Raw genomic sequence first — 24,196 nt, forward strand, 5'->3', positions numbered from 1 at the left:
TTAATCAACCAAATAAAAATATATGTCTTTAGCCGCCAACGATCCATCACGAAAAACCTGGTTAGCTATCCCAGAAAATACAGATTTTCCTATTCAAAATATTCCATTTGGAGTTTTTTTAACCAGAGATGATATTATTACCATCGGAACCCGAATTGGAGATATAGCCATAGATTTAGGAGCTTTACATCAATTAGGATACTTTAAAAACATTCCATTAACCGACGATATTTTTTTGCAAGACAGCTTAAACGATTTTATTGCTGACGGAAGAAAAACATGGAGAGCAGTCCGAAATCGAATAGCAGATCTTTTTGATATAAATAATCATGAGCTTAAACAAAACGATGATCATTGCAAGCGCGTTTTATTTACTATGGATGAAATTGAAATGCAAATGCCAGTTCAGGTTGGCGATTACACAGATTTTTATTCCAGTAAAGAACATGCAACCAATGTAGGAACCATGTTTAGAGATCCAGATAACGCTTTGTTACCCAATTGGCTTCATATACCTGTAGGTTATCATGGTCGGAGTTCTTCAATTATTCCTAGTGGAATTCCAGTACATAGACCGCAAGGTCAAAAGTTACCTAAAGGAGCAGAAGAACCGATTTTTGGTCCATCTCGCTTGGTTGATTTTGAGTTAGAAATGGCTTTTATTACCACAGCCGCTAACGATTTAGGGCAGCCTATTCCTATAGATGAAGCTGAAAATCAAATTTTTGGTATGGTTATATTTAACGATTGGAGTGCAAGAGATATTCAAAAATGGGAATATGTTCCGCTTGGCCCATTTTTAGCCAAGAGTTTTGCTTCATCTATTTCCCCATGGATTGTAACTTTAGATGCCTTAGAACCTTTTAGAGTTGAAGGGCCAAAGCCTGAAAAAGAACTGTTGCCTTATTTACAATCTTCTGGTAAAAAGAGTTTCGACATTAATTTGCAAGTTTCAATTACTCCAAAAAAAGGAAAGGAAAGTGTTGTTACTAACTCTAATTTTAAATACATGTATTGGAATATGAGTCAGCAATTGGCTCACCATACAGTTAATGGTTGTCCAGTAAATAGTGGAGATATGATGGCAAGTGGAACCATTTCGGGACCAACTCCAGATTCTTTTGGATCTATGCTCGAACTTTCTTGGAAGGGGACAAAACCTTTAAAGTTAAAAGGTGGCGAAGAACGTAAGTTTATTGAAGATTACGATACCGTTACGATGCGAGGCTATTGTCAAAATCACGAAGTAAGAATTGGTTTTGGTGAAGTAAAAACTCAACTACTTCCTGTTTTTAAATCTAAATAAGTTAAACTAATTTAATTAATCAGGTTGTTTGTTTACACAAACAACCTTCTTTTTTTATGAAGCAAAAACTAATACGTGCATATCATTATATTCGTGATTATAAATACGTGAGGGTTTTAGTCGAAAGTATTAAAGATTTTACAAAAAACGATTCGATTAATTTTGCAGCTTCAACAGCATTTTATACTATTTTTAGCTTACCAGCTTTCATTATTCTTCTTTTAAAAGTCGGTTCAACCTTTTACAAAAAGAAAGATATTAAAGAAGAATTATTTTATCAGATAAGTAACTTGGCCGGTAGCGAAGCAGTTACCACAGTTGAAACTACACTAAATAATATTGTATTGGATGATTCTAGTGTAATATCATCGTCCATTGCATTTGGAGTTTTAGCCTTTAGTGCTACAACTGTTTTTGTAAGCCTACAAAATGGAATAAATCATATTTGGCACATAAAAGCTGTGCCAAAACGCGGGTATATAAAATATTTAATTAATCGATTACTCAGCTTTTCTTTAGTTTTATCGCTAGGATTCATATTAATTGTTTCCTTATTGTTAGATGCTATAGTCTCGATTATATTCACAAAATTAGAGTTTTTGTTAGAAGCATATACTATTAAGTTGTCATCAATCGTTCAAATTGTTTTATCTCAAGCTATTTTAATTCTCATTTTCACTTTGATGTATAAAATTCTACCAGATGCTAAAGTCCGATGGAAAGATACTTGGCTTGGAGCATTGGTAACAGCTTTACTCTTTATACTAGGGAAATTTGGAATTGGGTTTTATTTAGGTAATACAGACTTAGGAAATACCTATGGAGCTGCGGGCTCGCTCGTAATTTTGCTTGTTTGGGTATACTATTCCGTTATAATCTTTCTATTGGGCGCACAAATAACTTTTTATATCGCTAAGATTTATGGAGTTGATGTAAAACCTACTTCTTCAGCTGTGCGTTTTGAAATAAAAGAAATAGAATAAAGAACGAAAACCCTAAATTAAAACATCTGTTATTAATTAAAGCTTTAATCAATTAAGTTGAAGCTAAAATAGTTATATTTGCACGCAATTATAATTAATTGCTATGTCAGATTCTTCAAAAATCAGAAAAAAAGGTTTAACTTACGACGACGTTCTACTCGTTCCAGCTTTTTCTGATGTACTTCCAAGAAATGTTAGTATTCAAAGTAAATTTTCAAGAAATATTTCATTAAACGTACCTGTGGTTTCTGCTGCTATGGATACGGTAACAGAATCAAGAATGGCAATAGCTATTGCACGAGAAGGCGGCATTGGTGTTTTGCATAAAAACATGAGCATTGCTGAACAAGCACTTAAAGTTAGAAAAGTAAAACGCGCGGAAAGCGGTATGATTATCGATCCAGTAACTTTACCAAAAAATGCTAAAGTGGGCGATGCTAAAAAAAGTATGCGAGAACACAGTATTGGAGGTATTCCAATTGTAGATGAAAACAAAAAATTAGTAGGTATAGTTACTAATCGTGACCTTCGTTTTGAAAAAGACAATGAAAGACCTATTACTGATGTAATGACAAGCGAAAATTTAGTAACAGTTGCAGAAGGAACATCGCTAGACCAAGCGGAAGATATTTTACAAGCTCATAAAATTGAAAAACTACCGGTGGTAACAAAAAATCAGGTTCTAGTAGGTTTAATTACCTTCCGAGATATTACCAAATTTACACAGAAGCCTTTTGCTAATAAAGATAAATATGGTAGACTTCGTGTTGCAGCTGCTTTAGGTGTAACGCCCGATGTAAAAGATAGGGCAGAAGCTTTAGTAAATGCAGGTGTAGATGCTGTTGTAATTGATACTGCTCATGGGCATACCAAAGGAGTAGTCGATGCCTTAAAAGCAGTAAAAGATAGTTTTCCTGACTTAGATGTAGTTGTAGGAAATATTGCTACTGCAGAAGCAGCAAAATATTTAGTTGATGCTGGAGCTGATGCTGTAAAAGTAGGAATTGGTCCAGGCTCAATTTGTACTACTAGAGTTGTTGCTGGGGTTGGTTTTCCGCAATTATCGGCTATAATGGAAGTTGCTGAAGCGATAAAAGAATCTGGAGTTCCTGTAATTGCAGATGGCGGTATCCGATATACTGGCGATATCCCTAAAGCTATTGCCGCAGGTGCAGATTGTGTAATGCTAGGTTCACTTTTAGCCGGTACTAAAGAATCGCCTGGTGAAACTATTATTTATGAAGGCAGAAAATTTAAATCTTATCGTGGAATGGGTTCTGTTGAAGCTATGAATAAGGGTTCTAAAGATCGATATTTTCAAGATGTGGAAGACGATATTAAAAAACTTGTGCCCGAAGGAATAGTTGGTCGTGTTCCATACAAAGGAGAATTGGTAGAGAGCATGGTTCAGTTTATTGGCGGTTTACGTGCAGGAATGGGCTATTGTGGTGCAAAAGATATTGCAATGATGCAGAAAAACACACAGTTTGTAGAAATCACATCTTCTGGTATTTTAGAGTCGCATCCACATAATGTGTCCATTACCAAAGAAGCGCCTAACTATAGTCGTTAGATTTTAGTCTATTTTTTCTTGAACTAGTTGAACTATTTTTTTCAATTGTTCATCTTCAGATAAGTTAGAATTATCAATTTTAATTGCATCATCGGCCATTTTTAGTGGCGAATGTCTTCGATTGGAATCTATTTCATCGCGTTCTTTTACGTTAGCAAGTACTTCATCAAAACTTACTTCTGGCTGATTTATTTTAATTTCATTAAAACGGCGTTTAGCTCGAATATGGGCAGAAGCAGTCATAAACAATTTCAGTTCTGCGTCTGGAAACACGACTGTTCCAATATCACGACCATCCATCACAATGCCTTTTTTTTTTCCCATTTGTTGTTGTATTTCAACTAGCTTCTTGCGTACTTCTTCTAGTTTAGCAACTTGGCTCACTTTATTTGAAACTTCCATACTTCTAATAAAGGCTTCAACATTTTCGCCATTTAAGTAGACTTCTCCTAAGCGAGATGAGTTTTCTTGCTTAAACTCTATATGAATTTCATCAAGTTTAGAGCCTAAACAACTTTCATTTAAATTGTTCTCATTAAAACATTTATTCTTCATAGCAAAAAAAGTAACCGCCCGATACATAGCGCCAGTATCTACATAAATGTAATTGAATTTTTTTGCTAATTGTTTGGCAACTGTGCTTTTTCCGGTTGAAGAATGGCCGTCGATAGCGATGCAAATTTTTTTACTCATAAGTCTTATTCTGGATATTCAATTCGTAAGTGGTATATATTTTTTAACTTAGATTTCAGTACTTTTTTAATTGATTCAATTTCTTTAAAAGTGATATCAGCATTTAAAAATTGTTTTTCTTCAATTTGTTTATCAATTATTTTTTCAACAAACTGGTCAATAATCTTTGCAGTCGGTTCTTTTAAACTCTTACTTGCCGCTTCAACCGCATCACACATCATTAAAATGGCTGTTTCTTTACTAAATGGTAAAGGGCCAGGATATTGAAAATCTGTTTTATTAACATGGCCTTCATTTTCTTCTTGAGCTTTTTTATAGAAAAAATATACAGTAGTTGTACCATGATGCGTTCTAATAAAATCGATTATTCGATCGGGCAAGTTTTGTTTTTTTGCAATTTCAATACCATGCAATCGGTGCTTTATAATAATCTCTGCACTTTCTTTAGGCGAATTTTCATCATGTGGATTAACATTGGTGTTTTGATTTTCAGTAAAATAATATGGATTTTTCATTTTACCAATGTCATGGTACAATGCTCCAACTCTAACTAGTAAGCTATTTGCTTTTATTTCGTTAGCAGATGCTTCTGCTAAATTAGCGACATTTAATGAGTGGTGAAATGTGCCTGGAGCTACTTCAGACAATTTTTTTAATAACTTAGAATTGGTGTCTGATAATTCTAATAAGGATAAGTCTGAAATTAGCCCAAAAGCTTTTTCGTAACCATAAATTAAAGGCTGAATAAATAGTAAGCCAATTCCATTAATTCCAAAATAAATTAGATTTTCGTAAGAAATCTGCTGCAGAGATGTTTCTTGAATTAAGTTGAAAGCCAAATAAGTAAATAAGTAAGTAAGCGTTATTCTTCCAACAGCAATAAATAAGTTAGCTCGCTTATATAACTCAGATATAATTAAAATACTTACAATTCCAGCTATAATATGCAAAAACATAAATTCGTAGCTATTGGGAACGATTAGGCCTAAAATTAAAAGTGTAATTACGTGAGTGAATAACCCCAATCTGGCATCGAAAAAAACTTTTAGGGTTAGTGGTAAAATACATATTGGTACAATGTAAATATAGTCTGAAGAAATCTCTAGTGTTAAAATACTCAAGCCAACCACTAGTAAAATATTAAAGAATATAAAGGTAAGCTTGTTGTTGTTTTCGTATATATGTGGGCGGTATAGTTTTATGAATAAAAACAAAATAAATAAGGCCAGCGCAACCAGTAAACTATAACCTAAGCTTACATAAATATATTGGTCTTTACTTATATTTTTTCTTTTAAACTCTTCAGCTAAAGAGCTTAATTTTTTATGAATTCGGGCATCTACTAATTCTCCGCTGCTAATTATTTTTTCACCTTCTTTTACCAAACCTTCAGTATAGGAAATTTGACTGAGTTTTTTATTTAATTCCTGTTCTGTAAAAGCTTTATCGTAACTGGTATTAGCTTGTATTTTGTCAATATGTTCAAAAAGTAAATCTTCATATTGTTGAAGGTTTTTATCCTGTAACTCTTTTATAAATAGGTTTCTAAGATTTTTTCGAATATAAAAATCTCCATATAAGCCTTCGCTAATTAAATTTCCTTTTTTAAGAAATACAAGTTGGGTTTCTTCATAATTTATTTTGTTTTCGACCACTCCAATTTGATAGGCATCTTCAAAAAATGTGGAGGTTGTTTTGTAAAGAGCTTCAATGGTATTTCTTGGTAAACTGTCGGGCAAATTTGAAAAGGATTTATCAAGTTGTTCTTGAAAGTTATTCCAAATTAGAAAGTCTACTTTAAAATAGGGTATATGTTCTTCTTTAATATTCTTTTTTTCCTTTTCAATTTGTTCGTCAGATTTATATAAAGCGAAATTGAATGGGGCGTAATAATCTTCGTACTGCCAAACTTGATTTTTTGTGAAGTTGTATTTAAATTGAACTCCTTTTGGAAAAAAATATACAATAGAAAATGTACAAATAGCAAATAAAAAGAGTTTATACAAGAAACCCTGATATTTGTAAAATTGATTAGCTAAGTCTTTTATATTTTTCATTAAAGCCAAAGTTAGAAAAATAAATAAGTTAATGCATTTAATTTTTATACAACTACCAATAGTTTATAAAAAAATCTATTTCATATTTATGAAATTTTCAAAAACAGACTATTAAAATATTCATTTATAAATATATTACTAATAAAATTAGCGTTTGTTTGTTAATTTCGTTTTATTCAACAATTTTATTTCAGTAAATTAGCAGCAAATTAAATTATTAAATTATGCGAGAAGTTGTTATAGTAAGTGCAGTAAGAACACCAATAGGAAGTTTTTTGGGAACTTTGTCTAATATTCCAGCTACTAAACTTGGTTCGATTGCTATAAAAGGCGCTTTAGATAAAATTAATTTAGACCCTCTTGAAGTTGAAGAAGTTTTAATGGGAAACGTTGTACAGGCTAACAATGGGCAAGCTCCAGCAAGACAAGCTGCTTTAGGTGCTGGAATTTCAGAAAGTACGCCGTGTACCACCATAAATAAAGTTTGTGCAAGCGGTATGAAAGCAGTAATGCAAGCCGCCCAATCTATAGCCTTAGGCGATGCAGATGTTGTTGTTGCTGGCGGAATGGAAAACATGAGTTTAATTCCGCATTATGTACATTTGCGAAACGGACAAAAATTTGGTTCAACCGAATTGATTGATGGTTTACAGCGTGATGGTTTAGTTGATGTTTACGACCAACAAGCTATGGGTGTTTGTGCTGATTTATGTGCAACTGAGCATCATATTTCTAGAGAAGAACAAGATGAGTTTGCAATTGAATCTTACAAACGTTCTGCAGCGGCTTGGAAAGCTGGGAAATTTGATAACGAAGTAGTTCCTGTTGAAATTCCACAACGTCGTGGAGAGCCTTTAGTAATGAAGGAAGATGAAGAATTTAAAAATATTAAACTAGAAAAAGTTACTTCATTGCGTCCAGCATTTTCTAAAGAAGGTACGGCAACAGCTGCAAATTCTTCGACCATAAACGATGGTGCAGGAGCTATGATACTCATGTCTAAAGAAAAAGCTGAAGCTTTGGGTTTAAAGATTTTAGCAACTATAACGGGTTATGCTGATGCAGCACAAGAACCTAAGTGGTTTACAACTGCTCCTGCAAAAGCTTTACCGAAAGCCTTACATAAAGCTGGAATTAAACAAGCTGATGTAGATTTTTTTGAGTTTAATGAAGCTTTTTCTGTAGTTGGTCTTGCTAACATGAAATTATTAAATTTAGATAGTAGTAAAGTAAATATAAATGGCGGTGCTGTTTCTTTAGGTCATCCGCTGGGTTGCTCAGGTGTAAGAATTTTAATTACTTTGCTAAATGTTTTACAACAAAATAATGCTAAAATTGGTGCAGCTGCAATTTGTAATGGTGGTGGTGGTGCTTCAGCTTTAGTTATGCAGAGATAGCTAGTTAACTTATATACATAAAATGCAATACGGAGTTTGTTCCTTAAGTATAGTCCCGGTTCGTTCAGAAGCTAACGATCGGGCAGAAATGGTAACACAATTACTATATGGAGATGTTTTTGAAATTATTTCCATTCAAAAAAACTGGGTTCATATTCGTATTGCATTCGATTTTTACGAAGGTTGGATAGATGTTAAACAATTTATTACAATTGAAGAAAGCCAATTTAATGCTATAAAAGAACTACCTTTCTATTGTTCAATCGATTTTATTGAATTTGTTAATACGCAAAACAATCAACTACTTCCTATTTCTATTGGTTCGTGTCTAAGTGCATTACAACTTTTAAAGCATCAATTTGATGGGGCATTTGTAAAGCCTACATCTTTTTTAAAAGAAAAAATATCCGAAATAGCCTCACTTTATTTAAATGCGCCCTACCAATGGGGTGGTAAAACACCATTTGGAATTGACTGTAGCGGTTTTACTCAAATGGTATACCGTATTTGTGGCTTTTCTCTTCTACGTGATGCTTCACAACAAGCTAAACAAGGCACTGCCTTGAGTTTTATTGAAGAAAGTGAGCCTGGCGATTTGGCTTTTTTCGATAATGCTGACGGAAACATTATTCATGTAGGAATTGTTTTAGGAGACAACTATATAATCCATGCACACGGGCAAGTTCGCATTGATCGTTTAGACCATACGGGAATTTTTAATGCAGAAACTAAAAACTATTCTCATAATCTACGAGTAATAAAAAGCTTTTCTTAAAATTCTTGTGAACTAAAAAACGAAAAAGAAGAACCACCGTAATTTCTCGTTTCTTGGTAATGCAGACCAGCGGACAAATCGGTGTGTTTAGAATGTTCTATAATGCATAATCCCACTTCGTTAGTAGCTTTTAAAACTTCTTCAATTAAGCTTAAAAATTGCTCAGATTCTATGTTGTAGGGTGGGTCTGCAAACACAATATCTGCCGTTAATTTGTTATTTGTAACAAAATCAAAAGCATTGGCTTTAATTAAATTTAGGTGCAAATCTAATTTTTCTGCTGTTTTAGTTAAAAATTGAATGCATTGGTAATTTTGGTCTACTGCAGTAATTTGTTCAGTACCACGAGAAGCAAATTCAAACGAAATAGAACCAATACCTGCAAATAAATCGATTACTTTTAAATGCTTAAAGCTAAATCGATTATTTAAAATATTGAATAAAGCTTCTTTTGCCCTGTCGGTAGTGGGTCTTACCGGTAGCTTTTTAGGAGCAGTTATTCTTCTTCCTTTTAATTTTCCTGAAACGATTCGCATAATTGAAGGGCTAAAATGGGATTTTGATTTAGAAATATTTCACTTTCATGTGAAACTTTGTTTTTTAAATTTAGATTTAATTCTAAAACATTAATTACAACTACATGTCTTATGTAGTTATATACAAGCGTGAAGATTTCAGATTCTTTAGAAATTTTTCCAACAAAAGATAAATGCATATGTTGTTTATCAAATTTAAATTGTTCGATAGCAAACAAACAATAATACGCAAAATCTTCGGCGGTATCAAAATTAAAATAATTAGCCATCTTCAAATTTCCATCTTTAATTAAAACTAGAAAAAATGAATTTTGCTGAATGTAAACAAAAGCATATTCGCCACTTTGATTTTTACATAATTGGTAGCTAGAATTTAATGCTGAATTTACAGCGTGGTAAAAGCCTAAGCTAGAATAATATTCTAAAAGTTCATTATGAATATTTACAAATGGAATAAAAGGAATCGAAACATCAAAATCAGTATTGCAATCGCAACTTATACTATCTGATGGAAAAAGCACCGTGTTATATTTTAAGTAATCACCCTTATGCTTAGATTCATAAACTTCATTAGGAACAATGGTAAAATAAGAATGTTGATAAATTATATGTAGTCTACTCTCCTTATAGTTGATTTTCCATATGCGTTGGTAGTCTTCTTGTATTTTTTGAACTAAACCATCGGGATTTTCATTTTTAACATGCACTTCTTTGTGTTCTTCAACACATTTTTGGTTTTCGTTTACAACCAAAAAAGAATATCCACTTTGACGTATCAAAATGGATATTGAATATATTATTTTATCGGTAGTATTAGTCTGCTTTTCCATAGTTGGAAGGCCAGTTACCACTAGTACTTACTTCATTTAAATCACCTACTTTAATGTATCTTCCATTAACACCATCCACAGAAACAGTTTGTAATTCTTGTATAAGTAAGTCGTTATCTAAATCTGCAAGTATTAATTTTTTATCCGCTTTTACTTCAAAAACCGGAACATTAGTATTTTTAACTTTCAATAAACCAGATTGCATTTCAAACTTATTACCATCTGTGTAAGGTATAATTTGCATTTTTTTGTAACGGTCAGACTTTCCAAATAAAGAATCTTTAACCGAAACAAAATCTAGCGTATCAATTACATAATCATCAATATACTTATCTACTTTGTAAATTCTTTTAAATTCTTCATCTAAATATGTTGTATCTCTTCTTTGTGTAATGGTAAATTGAGCAGTGTCTATAAAACGAACTAAAGAATCAAAACTTGGAGCATATGTTCTAGTAATTTCTTTGTGTGCCAATTGAGCTTTTCTTATATCTTGTAGTCTTTCAATAACCTTGGTGTATCGTTTTTCTTTTGTTTTGTTAAACTCTACGGGTCCATATATAGCATTATAGTTATAATAACCAAGTACAACAATTGCAATAAAAAGCAAAATTGATAAAACTGGTCTTAATTTTTTTGGAAGGTAAAGGTCTATTAGTTTTACAAGACCAAATATTAAAATTACTCCAACAACAATGTAAATAATAATTGTAATCATAACTTATTATATAGTTTTAACGGATATACGCAAAACTACAACTTTTTTTCATTCATAAAAGTTTATGCATCTAAAATCATTTTTATATTTGAGTAATATTTCACTTCATGACTTCAAAGCAATTTTATTTACTGTTAAAAAAAGATTTAGGGCATACTGCAACTCAAAAACAAGATTTGGGTTTACAGCTATTGTCTAAATTTATAGTCGATGAGCACTTAGACTATATTTATGTGCTAAAAGGTTATGCAGGTACAGGTAAGACTACTATGATTGGTACATTGGTAAAGAATATTGGTAAAATCAGAAAAAAACTAATATTAACTGCTCCAACTGGTCGAGCTGCTAAAGTAATTTCAAATTATAGCAAGCAACATGCACAAACTGTGCACCGAAAAATTTATTATCCTAAAAAAACAAGTGGTGGCGGGGTAGATTTTGTTCCGCAGCAAAACAAACATAAAAACACTATTTTTATAGTAGATGAAGCTTCTATGATACCCGATATTCCTACAGGTGAAGATTTGTTTAAAAGCAATTCACTTTTAGAAGATTTAATTGAATATGTGTATGCAGGTGAAAATTGCCAACTTATTTTTATTGGCGATACGGCTCAGCTTCCACCTGTAAAAGCAGAATTAAGTCCAGCCCTTTCGGAAGAAACATTGCAACGCCAATTTGGCATGGAAGTAATTAGTGTGGAGTTAGATGAAGTAGTGCGACAGGAATTGGAAAGTGATATTTTACGAAATGCAACATTAATTAGAACTGCCCTTCAAGAAGAAATTTATGAAAGTTTTCAATTTGAACTCACTGGAAAATCAGATTTAATTCGTTTGGTCGATGGTTACGAAATTATGGATGCCATTAATGATGCATATCATAATAATGGACACGAAGATACAGCCATTATTGTACGTTCTAACAAACGCGCAAATTTGTATAACCAACAAATTCGTACTCGAATTTTATACCGAGAAGACGAATTGGCACCTGGCGATTATTTAATGGTAGTAAAAAACAATTACTTTTGGGTAAAACCCAATTCTGATGCTGGATTTATTGCTAATGGCGATATTATTGAAATTTTAGAGATTTTTCGCTTTAAAGAATTATACGGATTTCGCTTTGCCGAAGTTAATGTGCAAATGGTAGATTATCCTAATATGAAGCCTTTTGAAACCGTTTTATTACTCGATACTTTAGATGCTAATGCACCATCTTTAAGCTACGAACAATCCAATCAATTATACCAAGAAGTAATGAAAGATTACGAAGATGAACGCTCCAAATACAAGAAATTTTTAAACGTAAAACAAAACAAATATTTCAATGCATTGCAAGTAAAATTTAGTTACGCTATTACTTGTCATAAATCGCAAGGTGGGCAATGGAACACTGTTTTTGTTGAGCAGCCCTATTTGCCAAATGGAATAGATAAAGATTATTTACGTTGGTTGTATACTGCCATAACTCGGGCAAAAGACAAATTATATTTAATCGGTTTTAAAGACGATTTTTTTACTGAAACTAATTTAGAAGAATAAAATTTATGAAAATAATAGCCATGATTCCAGCTCGTTTAGAAGCATCTCGTTTTCCTGGAAAACTATTAAAAGATTTAGCTGGAAAACCCATCATTGTTCGAACCTATGAAGCAGCCATAAATAGCAATTTATTTAATGAAGTGTACATAGTAACCGACGCTGAAGAAATTTACAAGTCAATTGAAGCGATTGGTGGAAAAGCCATTATGAGTAAAAAAGAACATCAATGTGGTAGCGACCGTATTGCTGAAGCTGTTGAACATATAGAAGCAGATATAGTAGTAAATGTACAAGGCGACGAACCTTTTATAAACGAAAAAGCTTTATCTAAACTGCTTCATGTCTTTATAAATGATGATAAAAAGGAAATTGATTTAGCTTCATTAAAAACACCTTTGACTAGTACATCTGCTATTCAAAACCCAAATAATGTTAAGGTAATAACCGATCTAAAAGATTTTGCACTATATTTTTCACGATCACCCATTCCATTTCATCGTGATCAAGAAGTTGAAGCACTCTATTATAAGCATGTAGGAATTTATGCTTTTCGAAAACAGGCTCTACTTGATTTTTACCACACACCGATGAGCCCACTTGAAGCCACTGAAAAAATTGAATGCATTCGTCATTTAGAAAATGGAAAAACAATTAAAATGGTAGAAACTGACCAAGTGAGTATCGGTATCGACACTCCTGAAGATTTAGAAGAAGCTAGAAAAGTATTTAATGAAGCTTTAAAATAAAAGTACCATTCGAACCTGTCATTCCGCATATAGATGCGGAATCTCATGAATGTGAACTGAAAACATTAATCGAACTTGCTCTCTACTTCCATATTCATAAGATTCCGTATAAAATCTTCCTTTCGTCAGATTTTTACAGAATGACAAGTAAACAAGGAGATTTTTCGGAATGACAGTCTATTGAGTTCGTTTTTTTAAATATTCTAAAAAATTATCTAAAGAAACTCTATCAACAATATCTTTATTTATACCAATTTTACTTTTTTTTGATTTAATCAAAATATCACCAAACTTTTTTTCAATTGAAACAATATCTTCATACTTAATTTGTGGCCAACCAAATTGAGCCACAATTTTTTCATCATTGTACTTTGCAGCTTGAAAGTAAATCATTCCAAACCAAAAGATAACTTGGACTAAAAATGAAATTAGCAATAATAAATTTGATTTGCTTGTAGCATAGTCCCAAATAGAATAGAAAAGTGATATAGTTACAAAAAGACTAATCAAAGTAATCAAATTGCGTCTTTTTTGATTAAATTTTACAGTCATATTCTAATTATTTTGAATTTTTATTTGTTGCAACTCTTCAAATGTAAAATCCATCAACGGAAATTTATCCCATCCTTTATAATCAAAATGCCACCATTCAGTAGGATAAACTGTAAAACCAAATTTTTCCATAACATCAATTAGTAATTGTCTGTTGATGATTACTTCTTCTGGTAAGTCAGTATAATTTGGATGCGCTCTTTCGGTAAAATCATCGTAAGTGGTTGGCATTTTAATTTCAAGTCCTGTCTTTGCGTCCACCAAAGTTAAATCGATAGCACAACCCCGGTTATGCCGAGAACCAAATTTTGGATCAGCCACAAAATCGGTATCTGGATATACTTCATAAAATTTTACAGTAGCTTGGTAAGGTCGATATGCATCGAAAACTTTAATTCTATAGCCCAGAGCCAACAGGAAATCATTCGCTTTTACTAAAGCTTCGGCAACAGGTTTCCTAGCATAAGCCGAAGCATCAGGATAAATTACAGTTTCAGTGAAATTATTTTTAGTAGCGTAGCGAATATCGAATTTAAGTTTTTTACCCAATTCCTGTAAATCTAGCATTCGGAAATTTTCATCTTTTTTTACATCGTTTTTATAATGCGCTAATTGATTTTGAACAACTAGCTTTTCTTCAGAACAAGAAAAAAACACAAGAAAACTAAGGAGTAATATTCGGTAATTCATCGTTGTATTGTTTCAAACGAAGTTACTAATTTTTTACTTTTTTTCGTAAGGTATGTTTATTGATAATTTCTTGGGCATTACTTTTTGATTTCTGCGATTGAATAATACGCCAAATTTCGTCGGAAGCTTTTTTTCTTGAAGTATCTAATTCTACTATCGGGAAAGGATAAACTTCACCTAATCGAAAATTATACATTTCTTGTTCCATAGGTGTCATTTTCCAAGGTTCATGTATAAATTCTTTTGGAATGTTTTTCAGTTCAGGTACATATTTCAAAATAAACTCGCCCTCCGCATCGTGCTTGTACGAATTTTTAATAGGATTATAAATTCTAAGTGTATGCGCTCCTGTGGTTCCAGCTTGCATTTGTAATTGAGGATAATGAATGCCGGGTTCAAAATCTAAAAATAAACTTGCTAAATGCGATGAAGCATCTTGCCATTTTTGCCACAAAATATGGGTAAAAAAAGAAACTAAAAGCGCACGCATCCTAAAATTAAGAAAGCCAGTTTCAATTAAGCAGCGCATGCTTGCATCAACTAAAGGAAACCCTGTTTTTCCTTCTTTCCATGCCTGTATGTAAAATTCGTTTTTTTCTTTTTGTATAATATTAAAAGCAGCATTGAAATTTTCAAATTCAATACGTTCTTCCATTTCAAATTTTTGAATAAAATGCGCTTGCCAACGTAATCTAGATTTAAACTGGCTTAAAGCCATTTTGCTGTTCGTTTTTACCTGTTCAGCCGCTTGAACAACTTCTCGCATGGATAAGTTTCCCCAAGTAATATAGGGCGATAATCGGCTACAGGATGTTCTCGCTGCTAAGGGTTTGGAAATGTTTTTTTGGTAATTTACATGTCGCAAATCAAAAAAAGAATGTAAGTATTTTAATGCGTATTTTCTTCCACCTTTTTGAAATTTAAGATGAGTTACTGTTGCTACTTCAACCAGTTGAAAATGGGAAGACAATGTATGAATTTGTTTATTATGCAAAAAATTATTTGCTGAAGCTTTAAACTTAATTAAATTTTTGCTCATGTGCTTTTCCCATAATTTAACCCATTCATTGCGGTTTTTTAATCCCCGAAATACACCATTATGAACAAATTCTCTCCATTGAATAGTTTGATTTTTAAATAATTTTTGAAGTAATAAATCACGTTGATAAGTGATCTGAATACTGGTCTCTTGATGTGAAAAAACAGTTTTTATAGGTATTAATTGATGAAGTTTTTCGAAAATGAACTTTGCTTCACCTTCAAGGATTAAAATTTGTGTATTGTATGCTTTAAGTTGAATTTGCAATTCGCTTAGGGATTGCTTAATAAACCGAAAATGCCGTTCGCTGTAATGCGAATCTTTGCATAACATAGGTTCAAAAATATAGAGTAGCAGACAAGCTTCTTTTTCTTGAAGCGCCGCATGCAAGGCTTCATGGTCTTCTAATCGTAAATCTTTTTTAAACCAAACTACATTCATTTACGTTTTTTTAACCGCAGCTTTATATGTTTCTAAACAGCGTTCTCTTGCCATTTTATGTTCTACCATAGGTTCTTGATATGTATTCGTTCCGTATTCAGGAATCCATTTTTTAATGTATTTTTTATCCTTATCGAATTTGTCGGTTTGCGAATATGGATTAAAAACTCGGAAATAAGGAGCAGCATCTACACCAGTTCCAGCGACCCATTGCCAACCACCGATGTTCGAAGCCATTTCATAATCTAATAATTTTTTAGCAAAATAAGCTTCGCCCCAACGCCAATCGATAAGTAAATGTTTGCACAAAAAACTACCTACCACCATTCTAATTCGGTTGTGCATCCATCCGGTTTTATCAAGCTGTCGCATTCCTGCATCTACAATAGGATAACCTGTTGTTCCAGTTTTCCATTTTTCAAATTCAGCTTCATCATTTCGCCATTTAATATCATCATAAATCGGTTTAAAAGCACGATTTTGAGTTTCTGGGAAGTGATGTAAAATAGCTTTGTAAAATTCTCTCCAAATCAATTCATTTAAAAAAGTTTCATTTTTAGCAGAAGCTGCTTTTTGAACAACTTCTCGATAACCAACTGTGCCAAAACGCAAATGTGTGCTTAGTCTCGATGTGCCATTTATGGAAGGAATATTTCGGGTTTCTTCATAGTTTTCTAAAAAATCATCTTCTAAATGATAATCAGGTACTTCAATTGAAGATTTAGTGAATCCCATATCACCTAAACTTAAATTGGGTAAACGGGAATTTTGTAAGGTGTTATGTAAACGATTTTCAGAATTAAAGGTATCCGCTGAAATTTTTTTAAATTCTTTTTTCCATTGCTTCATGTATGGTGTAAAAACCAAGTACATACCACCTTCGTTTTTTTCTACTTCATTTTTTTCAAAAATGACTTGGTCTTTAAAGTCATGAAATTCAATGCCTTTTTCAGCTAAATATGCTTTAATATTAGCATCGCGTTGGTATGCATATGGCTCGTAATCTCGATTGGTAAACACAGCTTTTACATCGAAATCTTGTGTTATTTCTTTAAAAACTTCTTCCGGATATCCATAATAAGTTGCAATCGAACTACCGTATTTTTCTTGTAACTCATTTCGCATTTTTTGAATTTCACTAAAAATAAAACTTACGCGAGCATCATCTTCTGGCAATTCATCCAAAATATATTTATCGAATATAAAAACGGGTAGTGTTGCTTCATCTTCTTGAAGTGCATGAAAAAGACCTACGTTGTCATGCAAACGCAGGTCTCTTCTATACCAAAATACATTTACTTTTTCTTGCATGTGCATTTATTAGCTTACATTTAAAGTAGACATACCGCCGTCGACACCAAGTACTTGGCCAGTAATCCACGAGCTGTCTTCACTCAATAAAAATGCAGTAATTTTAGCAATATCACTAGCTTCGCCAACTCTTTTAAGCGGATGGCGTTCGTCCATTTTTTCTTTTTTCTTCTCGTTTCCTAACAACTTTTCGGCTAAAGGAGTATTGGTTAGAGAAGGTGCAATTACGTTTACTCGGAAACTCGGTGCATATTCTGCAGCCAATGAACGGGCAAAACCTTCAATCGCTCCTTTTGCAGCTGCTACACTGGTATGAAAAGGCATTCCGGTTTGTACAGCTACTGTGCTGTAATATACTAAACTTGCCTGGTCGGAATTTTTTAAGTTTTTTAATAAAGCTTGCGTGGTTTTTACCAAGCCCATAAAATTAAGTTGAAAATCTTCTTCAAAAATCGCAGGTTTCATCATTTTGAAGGGTTTCAAATTAATGGTGCCTGGTAAATAAACCAACCCGTCTAATTTATCTGGTAAATCTAGGTCTGCAATATCGTCTTTGGTTACATCAAATTCGTGATGAGTAACTTCGAGTTCATCTAATTTTCCTTTACTTCTTGAAGCTACAATTACATTGTGCGAATTATGTAATAATTTTGCAGTTTCAAATCCGATTCCTTGGCTTCCGCCGATTAATAATATATTTTTTTTCATAGATATTTATTTTAGGGTTCCGAATAATTCGGTCATTTTTTCTTCTCTTGCTTTAAAAATTTCGTCTAATTTAGGTTGCACTAATAAGGGTTTTACCATTTGCCCTAACCAACCTAAAGGTAGTGCAAAGTGAACGATGTCTTCAATTTCTACCCCACCATCAATCTCATGAATAAAGTGCTTGTGATGCCATAATTTGTAAGGCCCAGATAATTGAATATCTACAAAGAAATTTGGTTTTTCAACATGTGTAATTTCAGTAATCCAGCGGGTTTTAAAAAAGGGTAGTGGTGTTACATTGTATTGAATAATCTGACCTGTATACATTTTATCGTCAGCTCCAGAAATAATTTCAAAACCCATTTCGTCGGGCATTATTTTTTGAAGATTTTTAGGATTAGATAAAAAATCCCAAGCTTCCTTTTTAGTTATAGGAAGCTTTTGCTTGGTATGTATTTCGTAAATTTTCACACACCAAAAGTACGATTGATTTTGTTTAATTTAAAAACATTGAAGTTAAACAAAAGTTATAATGTTAAGTGAAAAAACTATATTTAGGACGATTAATTAAAGTTCAAAATTCAGAATTAGCTATATTACTTTTTCAAGAATTAATTTAATTGCATTAGCAAATGCACAACTGAATTTTAATTATCAATTACATCTCCTTCAAATGCTGGTGGGCCTATAAATCTAGGGCCGTCTTTTTTCTTTTCTTTCTTCTTTTTTACTTCAAAAATTCGGTAAGGAGCAACTTTTTGAGCACGAGCTCTCTTTTTACAATCTAAATTGTTGTAAATTTCATTATACTTTTCTTGAGCTTCTGTATTCCATAAAAAATAATACACTTCACGAATGTAAGTTATATAAGTTTCATATTCATCGGGATGGCTATAGTGGTTAATTTGAATGCTTGCATTTTTGGGGCTACTTGCTCGGTCGCTACTCCCGTCTGGATTAGTAATAAAAGTATAAATGAATTCCTTAAATTTTACATCACTCAAGAAAGATAAGTCTTTGTTATTTACCAAAATTTTACCTTCTTGGTTAATTACAATATCCAATAGATCAGATTTACTAGCTTTTTCAATATCGGTAGCTGTAATTTGATTTTCAATTAAACATGCGTTATCTAACCATTTTTGAGCAACTATTGAAGAAGTAGTCAGAAATACTAGTAAAATATAAATCAATTTCATAATTTTAATTTTATACAAATATAGAGAATGTAATTTAATGCTTAGATGCTTATCTTGTTTAGCAATTTACTGAAGTATAAAAATGTCTTATTCATTCTACTTCCAAACCAGCTAAAGCTTTCGCCATCTACGATTTCTATTTTTAGACGTTTATTACTAAATGCTGAAAAATCGTTTTTTTTAAAAGGAAAAGGTTCAGATGATAAAAAAATCCAATCTATTTCTGGCAAATTCTGTAAATCTACTTCTGGATATCGATTTAAGTGTGCAAAGGCATTTTCAAAGCCCAATTCCTTCAACATAGCATTAATAAAGGTTTTATTGGCTGCAACCATCCATGGTTTTTTCCAAATAAAATAGGCAACCTTAGGTTTTTGGCTTGTTGATAGAAATGTTTTTAATTTTCTGAAATTAGACTGAATTTCAGATATCATTTCTTTTGCTTGGTTTTCTTTATGAAACAGTTGGCCATAATCTGAGATTAGTTGATAAGCAGCTTGAAAGTTTATTACATCTGCCACATGTACAGGCGCAATTTGTTGAAGCTGTTGCACCATTTCTTTAGTGTTTTCTTCTTTATTACATAAGATTAAATCAGGCTGAAGTGCTTCAATTTTGTCTAAATGTACATTTTTGGTTCCACCAACCACTTCAACTTCATTTTTTAGGTCTTTAGGGTGTACGCAAAATTTAGTAATACCAACCAGCTGTTTGCGCATGCCTAAATCTACAACCAATTCGGTTTGGCTAGGAACTAGGCTAATTATTCTTTTCGGAATTGTATTTAAGTGTAATGTATTTCCTAACTGATCTTTCACAAGCTTAGATTTTCATCAAAAATAAAAAATCCTGTATCAATTAGATACAGGATTTAATTTATAAGAGTCGTCTACGTTTATATTTACTTTACTTTTTCTACGATTGCTTTAAAAGCTGCAGGGTTATGTACCGCTAAATCAGCTAAAACCTTTCGGTTTAAGTCAATATTATTGGCTTTTAACTTGCCCATAAATTTAGAATAAGACATTCCATTTAAACGAGCGGCAGCGTTAATCCGTACAATCCAAAGTGAGCGGAAATTGCGCTTATTATTCTTGCGGTCTCTATAGGCATATAACATTCCTTTTTCTACCGCATTTTTAGCTACAGTCCAAACGTTTTTTCTACGTCCGAAGTAACCTTTTGCTAGCTTCATGATTTTCTTTCTACGAGCACGTGAAGCGACTGAATTTGTTGATCTTGGCATAATTTTAATTTTTTGTAGTAGGCAGCTTAATTGCATTTTGGAGCCCACTCCAGGGTTAATAATTGATTTTTAACCAATCAAGCAATAATTACTTTAAACGTAATTGTTGTTTGATGTTAGCTTCGTCTGATTTATGTACTAAAGTAGTATGCGTTAACTTAAGCTTTCTCTTTTTAGACTTTTTGGTCAAGATGTGGCTTTTGAACGCATGTTTACGTTTAATTTTACCTGTTCCGGTTAATTTAAAACGCTTCTTAGCACTCGACTTTGTTTTCATTTTAGGCATTGATCCTTGATTTATGTATTGACTCTTATTTTATTTACTTTCTTTTTTAGGGGAGATAAGCATAATCATGCGTTTTCCTTCTAACTTAGGCATTTGTTCAACTTTTCCAAGTTCTTCTAGATCTTGAGCAAGCCTTAATAAAAGAATTTGCCCTTTGTCTTTAAAAACAATAGATCTACCTTTAAAAAACACAAAGGCTTTTAATTTAGCTCCTTCTTTTAAAAACTTTTCAGCATTTTTCTTTTTAAACTCGTAATCATGGTCGTCTGTGTTAGGTCCAAAACGAATTTCTTTTACAACAACTTTTGATGCCTTCGCTTTCATTTGTTTTTCACGTTTCTTTTGTTCATAAAGAAACTTTTTATAATCCATGATTTTAGCGACAGGCGGATCGGCTTTAGGAGAAATAACTACTAGGTCTAAAGCCAGCTCTTCAGCTTTTTTTAAACAATCTCTAGTAGGATATACTCCCATTTCAACATTATCTCCAACTAAACGTAATTTTGGATCTTTAATGTTTTTATTAATTCGGTGCGGATCTTCTTTTTGACCTCTTGGCGAATAATTTTTGTTACTACGTCTTCTTAAAGCTATAACTAATTGATTTTTGGGTTAAACTCTAAATTTTGATAATGAAGCATCAACTTCATTATTAATTCTATTTACAAATTCTTCAACAGGCATGCTTCCTAAATCTTCACCTCCGTGTTTTCGGATGCTAATGCTGTTTTCTTCTTCTTCTTTTTCTCCGATAATAATCATATACGGCACTTTATTCATCTCCGCTTCGCGAATTTTCTTCCCAGTTGTTTCGCTTCTATTATCAAATGTGGCGCGAATTTCGTGATTTTTAAGTAAACTTAAAACTTTTTTAGAATAATTTTCATATTTCTCACTGATCGAGAGAATAGTAGCTTGTTCTGGGGTTAACCAAAGTGGGAAATTACCACCAGTATGCTCTAATAAAATAGCCACAAAACGTTCCATGCTTCCAAATGGAGCACGGTGAATCATAACAGGTCTGTGCATTTCGTTATCGCTACCTTTGTATTCTAATTCAAATCGTTCGGGTAGGTTGTAATCTACTTGAATAGTACCAAGTTGCCAACTTCTTCCAAGCGCATCTTTAACCATAAAATCTAATTTAGGGCCATAAAATGCAGCTTCACCAGTTTCAACTACGTATTTTAATCCTTTTTCTTTTGCTGCATTTAAAATTGCCTTTTCTGCCTTTTCCCAATTTTCTTCACTACCTATGTATTTGGTTTTGTTTTCTGGATCGCGTAATGAAACTTGTGCAGTAAAATCTTCAAAACCAAGAGAATTGAATACATATAAAACCAAATCGATTACTTTTTTAAACTCTAAGTCCAATTGGTCTGGTGTGCAAAAAATGTGTGCATCATCTTGTGTAAATCCACGAACTCGAGTTAAGCCATGTAACTCTCCGCTTTGTTCATATCGGTAAACTGTTCCAAATTCTGCATAGCGAACAGGTAAATCTTTATAACTCCAAGATTCAGATTTATATATTTCGCAATGATGCGGACAATTCATTGGTTTTAATAAAAACTCTTCTCCTTCATTCGGTGTATTGATGGGCTGAAAGCTATCTTCTCCATATTTTTCATAGTGACCAGAACATACATACAAATCTTTGTTTCCAATATGTGGCGTAACTACTTGGTCGTAGGCTGCTTCTGCTTGTGCTTTTTTAAGGAAACTCTCTAAGCGTTCTCTTAATGCAGCACCTTTAGGTAACCACAATGGTAAACCTTGGCCAACTTGTTGTGAAAAGGTAAACAATTTTAATTCTTTACCTAATTTTCGGTGATCGCGTTTTTTGGCTTCTTCTAACAACTCTAAATATTCTTTTAGTTGTTTTTGCTTTGGGAAAGAAACCCCATAAACACGTGTTAGTTGGGGGTTTTTTTCGTCGCCACGCCAATAAGCACCTGCAACACTCATTAATTTTACTGCTTTTATAAATCCAGTATTGGGAATGTGTCCACCGCGACATAAATCTGTAAAATCGTCATGGTTGCAAAAGGTAATTTCTCCGTCTTTTAGGTTTTCAATTAATTCAACTTTATACGGATTTTTTTCTTGTTTGTAATATGATAAGGCATCTGCTTTACTAACTTCTCGCAATTTAAATTCGTGTTTTCCACGAGCTAGTTCTAGCATTTTCTTTTCGATTTTCGGAAAATCAGCATCGCTAATTTTGTAATCCATAAAATCAATATCGTAATAAAATCCATTATCTACGGCAGGACCAATAGTTAACTTTACTCCTGGATACATTTTTAAGATAGCTTGTGCCATAAGGTGTGCAGAACTATGCCAAAATGTTTTTTTGCCTTCATTATCGTTAAAACTTAATAAAACCAGACTTCCATCTTCTTGAATTGGAGTAGAAGTTTCTATAATTTTGTTATTAAATTTAGCTGATATTATATTTCTGGCTAAGCCTTCGCTAATACTTTTAGCTACCTCCATTGGAGTGGTTCCAGCTTCAAAAGATTTAATACTACCGTCTGGGAGCGTAATTTTAATCATGAATTTTTAAAATTTGTGCAAAGATACGTATATATGCTTGCTTACCAAGTACAAATACTCAAGCAATTATAGTAAAGGTGAATTTTTTATTGGCTTTGCGTTTTTAGGAATAGTTACAGGAAGTTGTTCTGTTGTATAATATTTTATTTTGGTAACTTTAGCTTCACCCAAAAAGTCTTTTTCTGTGAATTTATTTTCAGGATAAAATTTCCATTCTAGTGCAACAGGAATATGATTAACTGTAATAAATCGATCGTATTGCAAATGAATCTTTTGTGTGCTTCTGTCGTTATTAATTAAAGAAGTTTGGAGTTGTAAGCCCTTCATCATATCTGTGCGTTGATCGATAAAAAAGTCTACTTTTTTTGGAAAAAATGCTTTGTTAAGATTTTTATTCTCCACGCCGATTTTTTTATATTGAGTATTTGATAAAACAACTTCTTGAATTGGCGAAAGTTGAAATGATTTATCACTTAAATGAAAAAAAGCGTGGTAAAAATATAGCAACTGAAAATTGCGTTTAATTTCTCGATCGCCAGCATTTGCAATTGCATCTATATATAATTGATCCCCGTCGTAGTAAGATTTTCCAAAAACTTTAGAATCGATTTCAATTAGACTTAAGTCAGTAGCCGCTTTAACTTTTAATTGGTCTGCTATTTTTCCAAATTCGTAACTAATTTCGTAGCTAATCATGTCTTCACTAAAAAACTTTTCTTTTTTATGAATAGCTTCAACGCTTTTCATTAGGCGTTCTTCTGAAGACTTTGTTTCACTAATTTTATTTTCTTTTTTAGGTTCTTCCTGTTTCGAATTATTTGTGTTGCAGGCCCAAAAACTAGTTATTAATATAATAAAAAGTAAACTTTTGTATGGAATTTTCATGCTGTGTTATTATAAATCAAATATTGTAAATAATTCTTGTTTTGGCAAATTATATATACTAATGAAACTTGAAATTCTTTATAACAGATTTTTTAAAAAATTTCTTATACTCCGAATTT

25 protein-coding genes are annotated in these 24,196 nt (G+C 32.5%); 7 read left to right on the plus strand and 18 right to left on the minus strand.

Annotated features, from left to right (window positions below):
* The first annotated feature begins 22 nt into the window (after nucleotides 1–22).
* The 3 genes from fahA (at nucleotide 23) to guaB (ending at nucleotide 3,862) form a co-directional block, all read left to right on the plus strand.
* The gene (fahA, locus tag IEV63_RS07865; protein ID WP_188406249.1) at nucleotides 23–1,306 is read left to right on the plus strand and encodes a fumarylacetoacetase; all 1,284 of its coding nucleotides are present in this window, start codon (nucleotides 23–25) and stop codon (nucleotides 1,304–1,306) included.
* Between the two features lie 56 nt (nucleotides 1,307–1,362).
* Nucleotides 1,363–2,289: a YihY/virulence factor BrkB family protein gene (locus IEV63_RS07870; RefSeq protein ID WP_188406250.1), complete on the plus strand. Its 927-nt coding sequence runs from the start codon at nucleotides 1,363–1,365 to the stop codon at nucleotides 2,287–2,289.
* A gap of 103 nt (nucleotides 2,290–2,392) precedes the next feature.
* Entirely contained in the window at nucleotides 2,393–3,862 is a 1,470-nt protein-coding gene (gene guaB, locus IEV63_RS07875) for an IMP dehydrogenase (protein WP_188406251.1), read from the plus strand.
* Nucleotides 3,863–3,865: 3 nt separating this feature from the next.
* On the opposite strand, the gene cmk is transcribed toward guaB, so the two are convergent.
* Both cmk and IEV63_RS07885 read right to left on the minus strand, forming a co-directional pair.
* On the minus strand, nucleotides 3,866–4,555 hold the full coding sequence (gene cmk / locus IEV63_RS07880) for a (d)CMP kinase (RefSeq protein ID WP_188406252.1): 690 nt from the start codon (nucleotides 4,553–4,555) through the stop codon (nucleotides 3,866–3,868).
* A gap of 5 nt (nucleotides 4,556–4,560) precedes the next feature.
* A complete protein-coding gene (locus tag IEV63_RS07885; RefSeq protein WP_229737210.1) occupies nucleotides 4,561–6,612 on the minus strand; it encodes an HD family phosphohydrolase in 2,052 nt (683 codons plus the stop codon).
* Between the two features lie 224 nt (nucleotides 6,613–6,836).
* On the opposite strand from IEV63_RS07885, the gene IEV63_RS07890 reads away from it, so the two are divergent.
* Both IEV63_RS07890 and IEV63_RS07895 read left to right on the plus strand, forming a co-directional pair.
* Nucleotides 6,837–8,009, plus strand: a complete 1,173-nt coding sequence (locus IEV63_RS07890; protein ID WP_373283726.1) for an acetyl-CoA C-acyltransferase — start codon at nucleotides 6,837–6,839, stop codon at nucleotides 8,007–8,009.
* 22 nt (nucleotides 8,010–8,031) lie between these two features.
* Nucleotides 8,032–8,784, plus strand: coding sequence for a C40 family peptidase (locus tag IEV63_RS07895; RefSeq protein ID WP_188406253.1), 753 nt, complete (start codon nucleotides 8,032–8,034; stop codon nucleotides 8,782–8,784).
* Here the strand turns inward: IEV63_RS07895 and rsmD are convergent.
* From rsmD to IEV63_RS07910, 3 genes are read right to left on the minus strand one after another with little or no spacing between them, the layout of a single operon-like run.
* The gene (gene rsmD, locus IEV63_RS07900; protein ID WP_188406254.1) at nucleotides 8,781–9,320 is read right to left on the minus strand and encodes a 16S rRNA (guanine(966)-N(2))-methyltransferase RsmD; all 540 of its coding nucleotides are present in this window, start codon (nucleotides 9,318–9,320) and stop codon (nucleotides 8,781–8,783) included. The genes IEV63_RS07895 and rsmD overlap by 4 nt on opposite strands.
* On the minus strand, nucleotides 9,296–10,150 hold the full coding sequence (locus IEV63_RS07905; RefSeq protein ID WP_188406255.1) for a DUF3822 family protein: 855 nt from the start codon (nucleotides 10,148–10,150) through the stop codon (nucleotides 9,296–9,298). The genes rsmD and IEV63_RS07905 overlap by 25 nt, the downstream gene beginning before the upstream one ends.
* Entirely contained in the window at nucleotides 10,134–10,868 is a 735-nt protein-coding gene (locus IEV63_RS07910; protein ID WP_229737211.1) for a hypothetical protein, read from the minus strand. Before IEV63_RS07910 ends, IEV63_RS07905 begins: the two co-directional genes overlap by 17 nt.
* A gap of 107 nt (nucleotides 10,869–10,975) precedes the next feature.
* Here IEV63_RS07910 and IEV63_RS07915 point away from each other — a divergent pair, with 107 nt between their 5' ends.
* Both IEV63_RS07915 and kdsB read left to right on the plus strand, forming a co-directional pair.
* Nucleotides 10,976–12,415, plus strand: coding sequence for an ATP-dependent DNA helicase (locus tag IEV63_RS07915; RefSeq protein WP_188406256.1), 1,440 nt, complete (start codon nucleotides 10,976–10,978; stop codon nucleotides 12,413–12,415).
* A gap of 5 nt (nucleotides 12,416–12,420) precedes the next feature.
* A complete protein-coding gene (kdsB, locus tag IEV63_RS07920; RefSeq protein ID WP_188406257.1) occupies nucleotides 12,421–13,161 on the plus strand; it encodes a 3-deoxy-manno-octulosonate cytidylyltransferase in 741 nt (246 codons plus the stop codon).
* A 177-nt stretch (nucleotides 13,162–13,338) separates the two neighbouring features.
* On the opposite strand, the gene IEV63_RS07925 is transcribed toward kdsB, so the two are convergent.
* From IEV63_RS07925 to IEV63_RS07985, 13 genes are all read right to left on the minus strand, one after another.
* Complete coding sequence (locus tag IEV63_RS07925) at nucleotides 13,339–13,713, minus strand: hypothetical protein (protein ID WP_188406258.1); 375 nt, start codon at nucleotides 13,711–13,713, stop codon at nucleotides 13,339–13,341.
* A 3-nt stretch (nucleotides 13,714–13,716) separates the two neighbouring features.
* A complete protein-coding gene (locus IEV63_RS07930) occupies nucleotides 13,717–14,403 on the minus strand; it encodes a M15 family metallopeptidase (RefSeq protein WP_188406259.1) in 687 nt (228 codons plus the stop codon).
* A gap of 25 nt (nucleotides 14,404–14,428) precedes the next feature.
* Nucleotides 14,429–15,883 carry a cryptochrome/deoxyribodipyrimidine photo-lyase family protein gene (locus tag IEV63_RS07935; RefSeq protein WP_188406260.1) on the minus strand — a complete coding sequence of 485 codons (1,455 nt, stop codon included), beginning with the start codon at nucleotides 15,881–15,883 and terminating at the stop codon, nucleotides 14,429–14,431.
* Nucleotides 15,884–17,194: a cryptochrome/photolyase family protein gene (locus IEV63_RS07940; RefSeq protein ID WP_188406261.1), complete on the minus strand. Its 1,311-nt coding sequence runs from the start codon at nucleotides 17,192–17,194 to the stop codon at nucleotides 15,884–15,886.
* A 9-nt stretch (nucleotides 17,195–17,203) separates the two neighbouring features.
* Complete coding sequence (locus tag IEV63_RS07945) at nucleotides 17,204–17,902, minus strand: SDR family NAD(P)-dependent oxidoreductase (RefSeq protein ID WP_188406262.1); 699 nt, start codon at nucleotides 17,900–17,902, stop codon at nucleotides 17,204–17,206.
* A 6-nt stretch (nucleotides 17,903–17,908) separates the two neighbouring features.
* Nucleotides 17,909–18,373 (minus strand): SRPBCC family protein, encoded by a 465-nt coding sequence (locus IEV63_RS07950; RefSeq protein ID WP_188406263.1) that lies wholly within the window; start codon nucleotides 18,371–18,373, stop codon nucleotides 17,909–17,911.
* A 176-nt stretch (nucleotides 18,374–18,549) separates the two neighbouring features.
* Nucleotides 18,550–19,101: a hypothetical protein gene (locus IEV63_RS07955; RefSeq protein WP_188406264.1), complete on the minus strand. Its 552-nt coding sequence runs from the start codon at nucleotides 19,099–19,101 to the stop codon at nucleotides 18,550–18,552.
* A gap of 41 nt (nucleotides 19,102–19,142) precedes the next feature.
* Entirely contained in the window at nucleotides 19,143–19,919 is a 777-nt protein-coding gene (locus IEV63_RS07960; RefSeq protein WP_188406265.1) for an ABC transporter substrate-binding protein, read from the minus strand.
* 83 nt (nucleotides 19,920–20,002) lie between these two features.
* On the minus strand, nucleotides 20,003–20,347 hold the full coding sequence (gene rplT / locus IEV63_RS07965; protein WP_188406266.1) for a 50S ribosomal protein L20: 345 nt from the start codon (nucleotides 20,345–20,347) through the stop codon (nucleotides 20,003–20,005).
* A gap of 88 nt (nucleotides 20,348–20,435) precedes the next feature.
* Nucleotides 20,436–20,633, minus strand: coding sequence for a 50S ribosomal protein L35 (gene rpmI, locus IEV63_RS07970; RefSeq protein ID WP_188406267.1), 198 nt, complete (start codon nucleotides 20,631–20,633; stop codon nucleotides 20,436–20,438).
* A gap of 30 nt (nucleotides 20,634–20,663) precedes the next feature.
* Nucleotides 20,664–21,227, minus strand: a complete 564-nt coding sequence (gene infC / locus IEV63_RS07975) for a translation initiation factor IF-3 (RefSeq protein WP_262890060.1) — start codon at nucleotides 21,225–21,227, stop codon at nucleotides 20,664–20,666.
* 18 nt (nucleotides 21,228–21,245) lie between these two features.
* The gene (gene thrS / locus IEV63_RS07980) at nucleotides 21,246–23,192 is read right to left on the minus strand and encodes a threonine--tRNA ligase (RefSeq protein ID WP_188406268.1); all 1,947 of its coding nucleotides are present in this window, start codon (nucleotides 23,190–23,192) and stop codon (nucleotides 21,246–21,248) included.
* A 66-nt stretch (nucleotides 23,193–23,258) separates the two neighbouring features.
* On the minus strand, nucleotides 23,259–24,077 hold the full coding sequence (locus IEV63_RS07985; protein WP_188406269.1) for a hypothetical protein: 819 nt from the start codon (nucleotides 24,075–24,077) through the stop codon (nucleotides 23,259–23,261).
* Nucleotides 24,078–24,196 lie beyond the last annotated feature (119 nt).

It is taken from the genome of Psychroflexus salis, assembly GCF_014640175.1.
Classification (GTDB): Bacteria; Bacteroidota; Bacteroidia; order Flavobacteriales; family Flavobacteriaceae; genus Psychroflexus; species Psychroflexus salis.

Excerpts from the sequence above, each read along its gene's own strand:
- IEV63_RS07925 (WP_188406258.1), bottom strand. The coding sequence starts at position 13,713 with ATGACTGTAAAATTTAATCAAAAAAGACGCAATTTGATTACTTTGATT.
- IEV63_RS07915 (WP_188406256.1), top strand. The coding sequence starts at position 10,976 with ATGACTTCAAAGCAATTTTATTTACTGTTAAAAAAAGATTTAGGGCAT.
- thrS (WP_188406268.1), bottom strand. The coding sequence starts at position 23,192 with ATGATTAAAATTACGCTCCCAGACGGTAGTATTAAATCTTTTGAAGCT.
- rsmD (WP_188406254.1), bottom strand. The coding sequence starts at position 9,320 with ATGCGAATCGTTTCAGGAAAATTAAAAGGAAGAAGAATAACTGCTCCT.
- IEV63_RS07945 (WP_188406262.1), bottom strand. The coding sequence starts at position 17,902 with ATGAAAAAAAATATATTATTAATCGGCGGAAGCCAAGGAATCGGATTT.
- IEV63_RS07885 (WP_229737210.1), bottom strand. The coding sequence starts at position 6,612 with ATGAAAAATATAAAAGACTTAGCTAATCAATTTTACAAATATCAGGGT.
- IEV63_RS07905 (WP_188406255.1), bottom strand. The coding sequence starts at position 10,150 with ATGGAAAAGCAGACTAATACTACCGATAAAATAATATATTCAATATCC.
- cmk (WP_188406252.1), bottom strand. The coding sequence starts at position 4,555 with ATGAGTAAAAAAATTTGCATCGCTATCGACGGCCATTCTTCAACCGGA.
- IEV63_RS07895 (WP_188406253.1), top strand. The coding sequence starts at position 8,032 with ATGCAATACGGAGTTTGTTCCTTAAGTATAGTCCCGGTTCGTTCAGAA.
- fahA (WP_188406249.1), top strand. The coding sequence starts at position 23 with ATGTCTTTAGCCGCCAACGATCCATCACGAAAAACCTGGTTAGCTATC.
- IEV63_RS07935 (WP_188406260.1), bottom strand. The coding sequence starts at position 15,883 with ATGAATGTAGTTTGGTTTAAAAAAGATTTACGATTAGAAGACCATGAA.
- rpmI (WP_188406267.1), bottom strand. The coding sequence starts at position 20,633 with ATGCCTAAAATGAAAACAAAGTCGAGTGCTAAGAAGCGTTTTAAATTA.
- IEV63_RS07930 (WP_188406259.1), bottom strand. The coding sequence starts at position 14,403 with ATGAATTACCGAATATTACTCCTTAGTTTTCTTGTGTTTTTTTCTTGT.
- IEV63_RS07985 (WP_188406269.1), bottom strand. The coding sequence starts at position 24,077 with ATGAAAATTCCATACAAAAGTTTACTTTTTATTATATTAATAACTAGT.
- IEV63_RS07910 (WP_229737211.1), bottom strand. The coding sequence starts at position 10,868 with ATGATTACAATTATTATTTACATTGTTGTTGGAGTAATTTTAATATTT.
- guaB (WP_188406251.1), top strand. The coding sequence starts at position 2,393 with ATGTCAGATTCTTCAAAAATCAGAAAAAAAGGTTTAACTTACGACGAC.
- IEV63_RS07940 (WP_188406261.1), bottom strand. The coding sequence starts at position 17,194 with ATGCAAGAAAAAGTAAATGTATTTTGGTATAGAAGAGACCTGCGTTTG.
- IEV63_RS07955 (WP_188406264.1), bottom strand. The coding sequence starts at position 19,101 with ATGAAATTGATTTATATTTTACTAGTATTTCTGACTACTTCTTCAATA.
- IEV63_RS07890 (WP_373283726.1), top strand. The coding sequence starts at position 6,837 with ATGCGAGAAGTTGTTATAGTAAGTGCAGTAAGAACACCAATAGGAAGT.
- kdsB (WP_188406257.1), top strand. The coding sequence starts at position 12,421 with ATGAAAATAATAGCCATGATTCCAGCTCGTTTAGAAGCATCTCGTTTT.
- rplT (WP_188406266.1), bottom strand. The coding sequence starts at position 20,347 with ATGCCAAGATCAACAAATTCAGTCGCTTCACGTGCTCGTAGAAAGAAA.
- IEV63_RS07870 (WP_188406250.1), top strand. The coding sequence starts at position 1,363 with ATGAAGCAAAAACTAATACGTGCATATCATTATATTCGTGATTATAAA.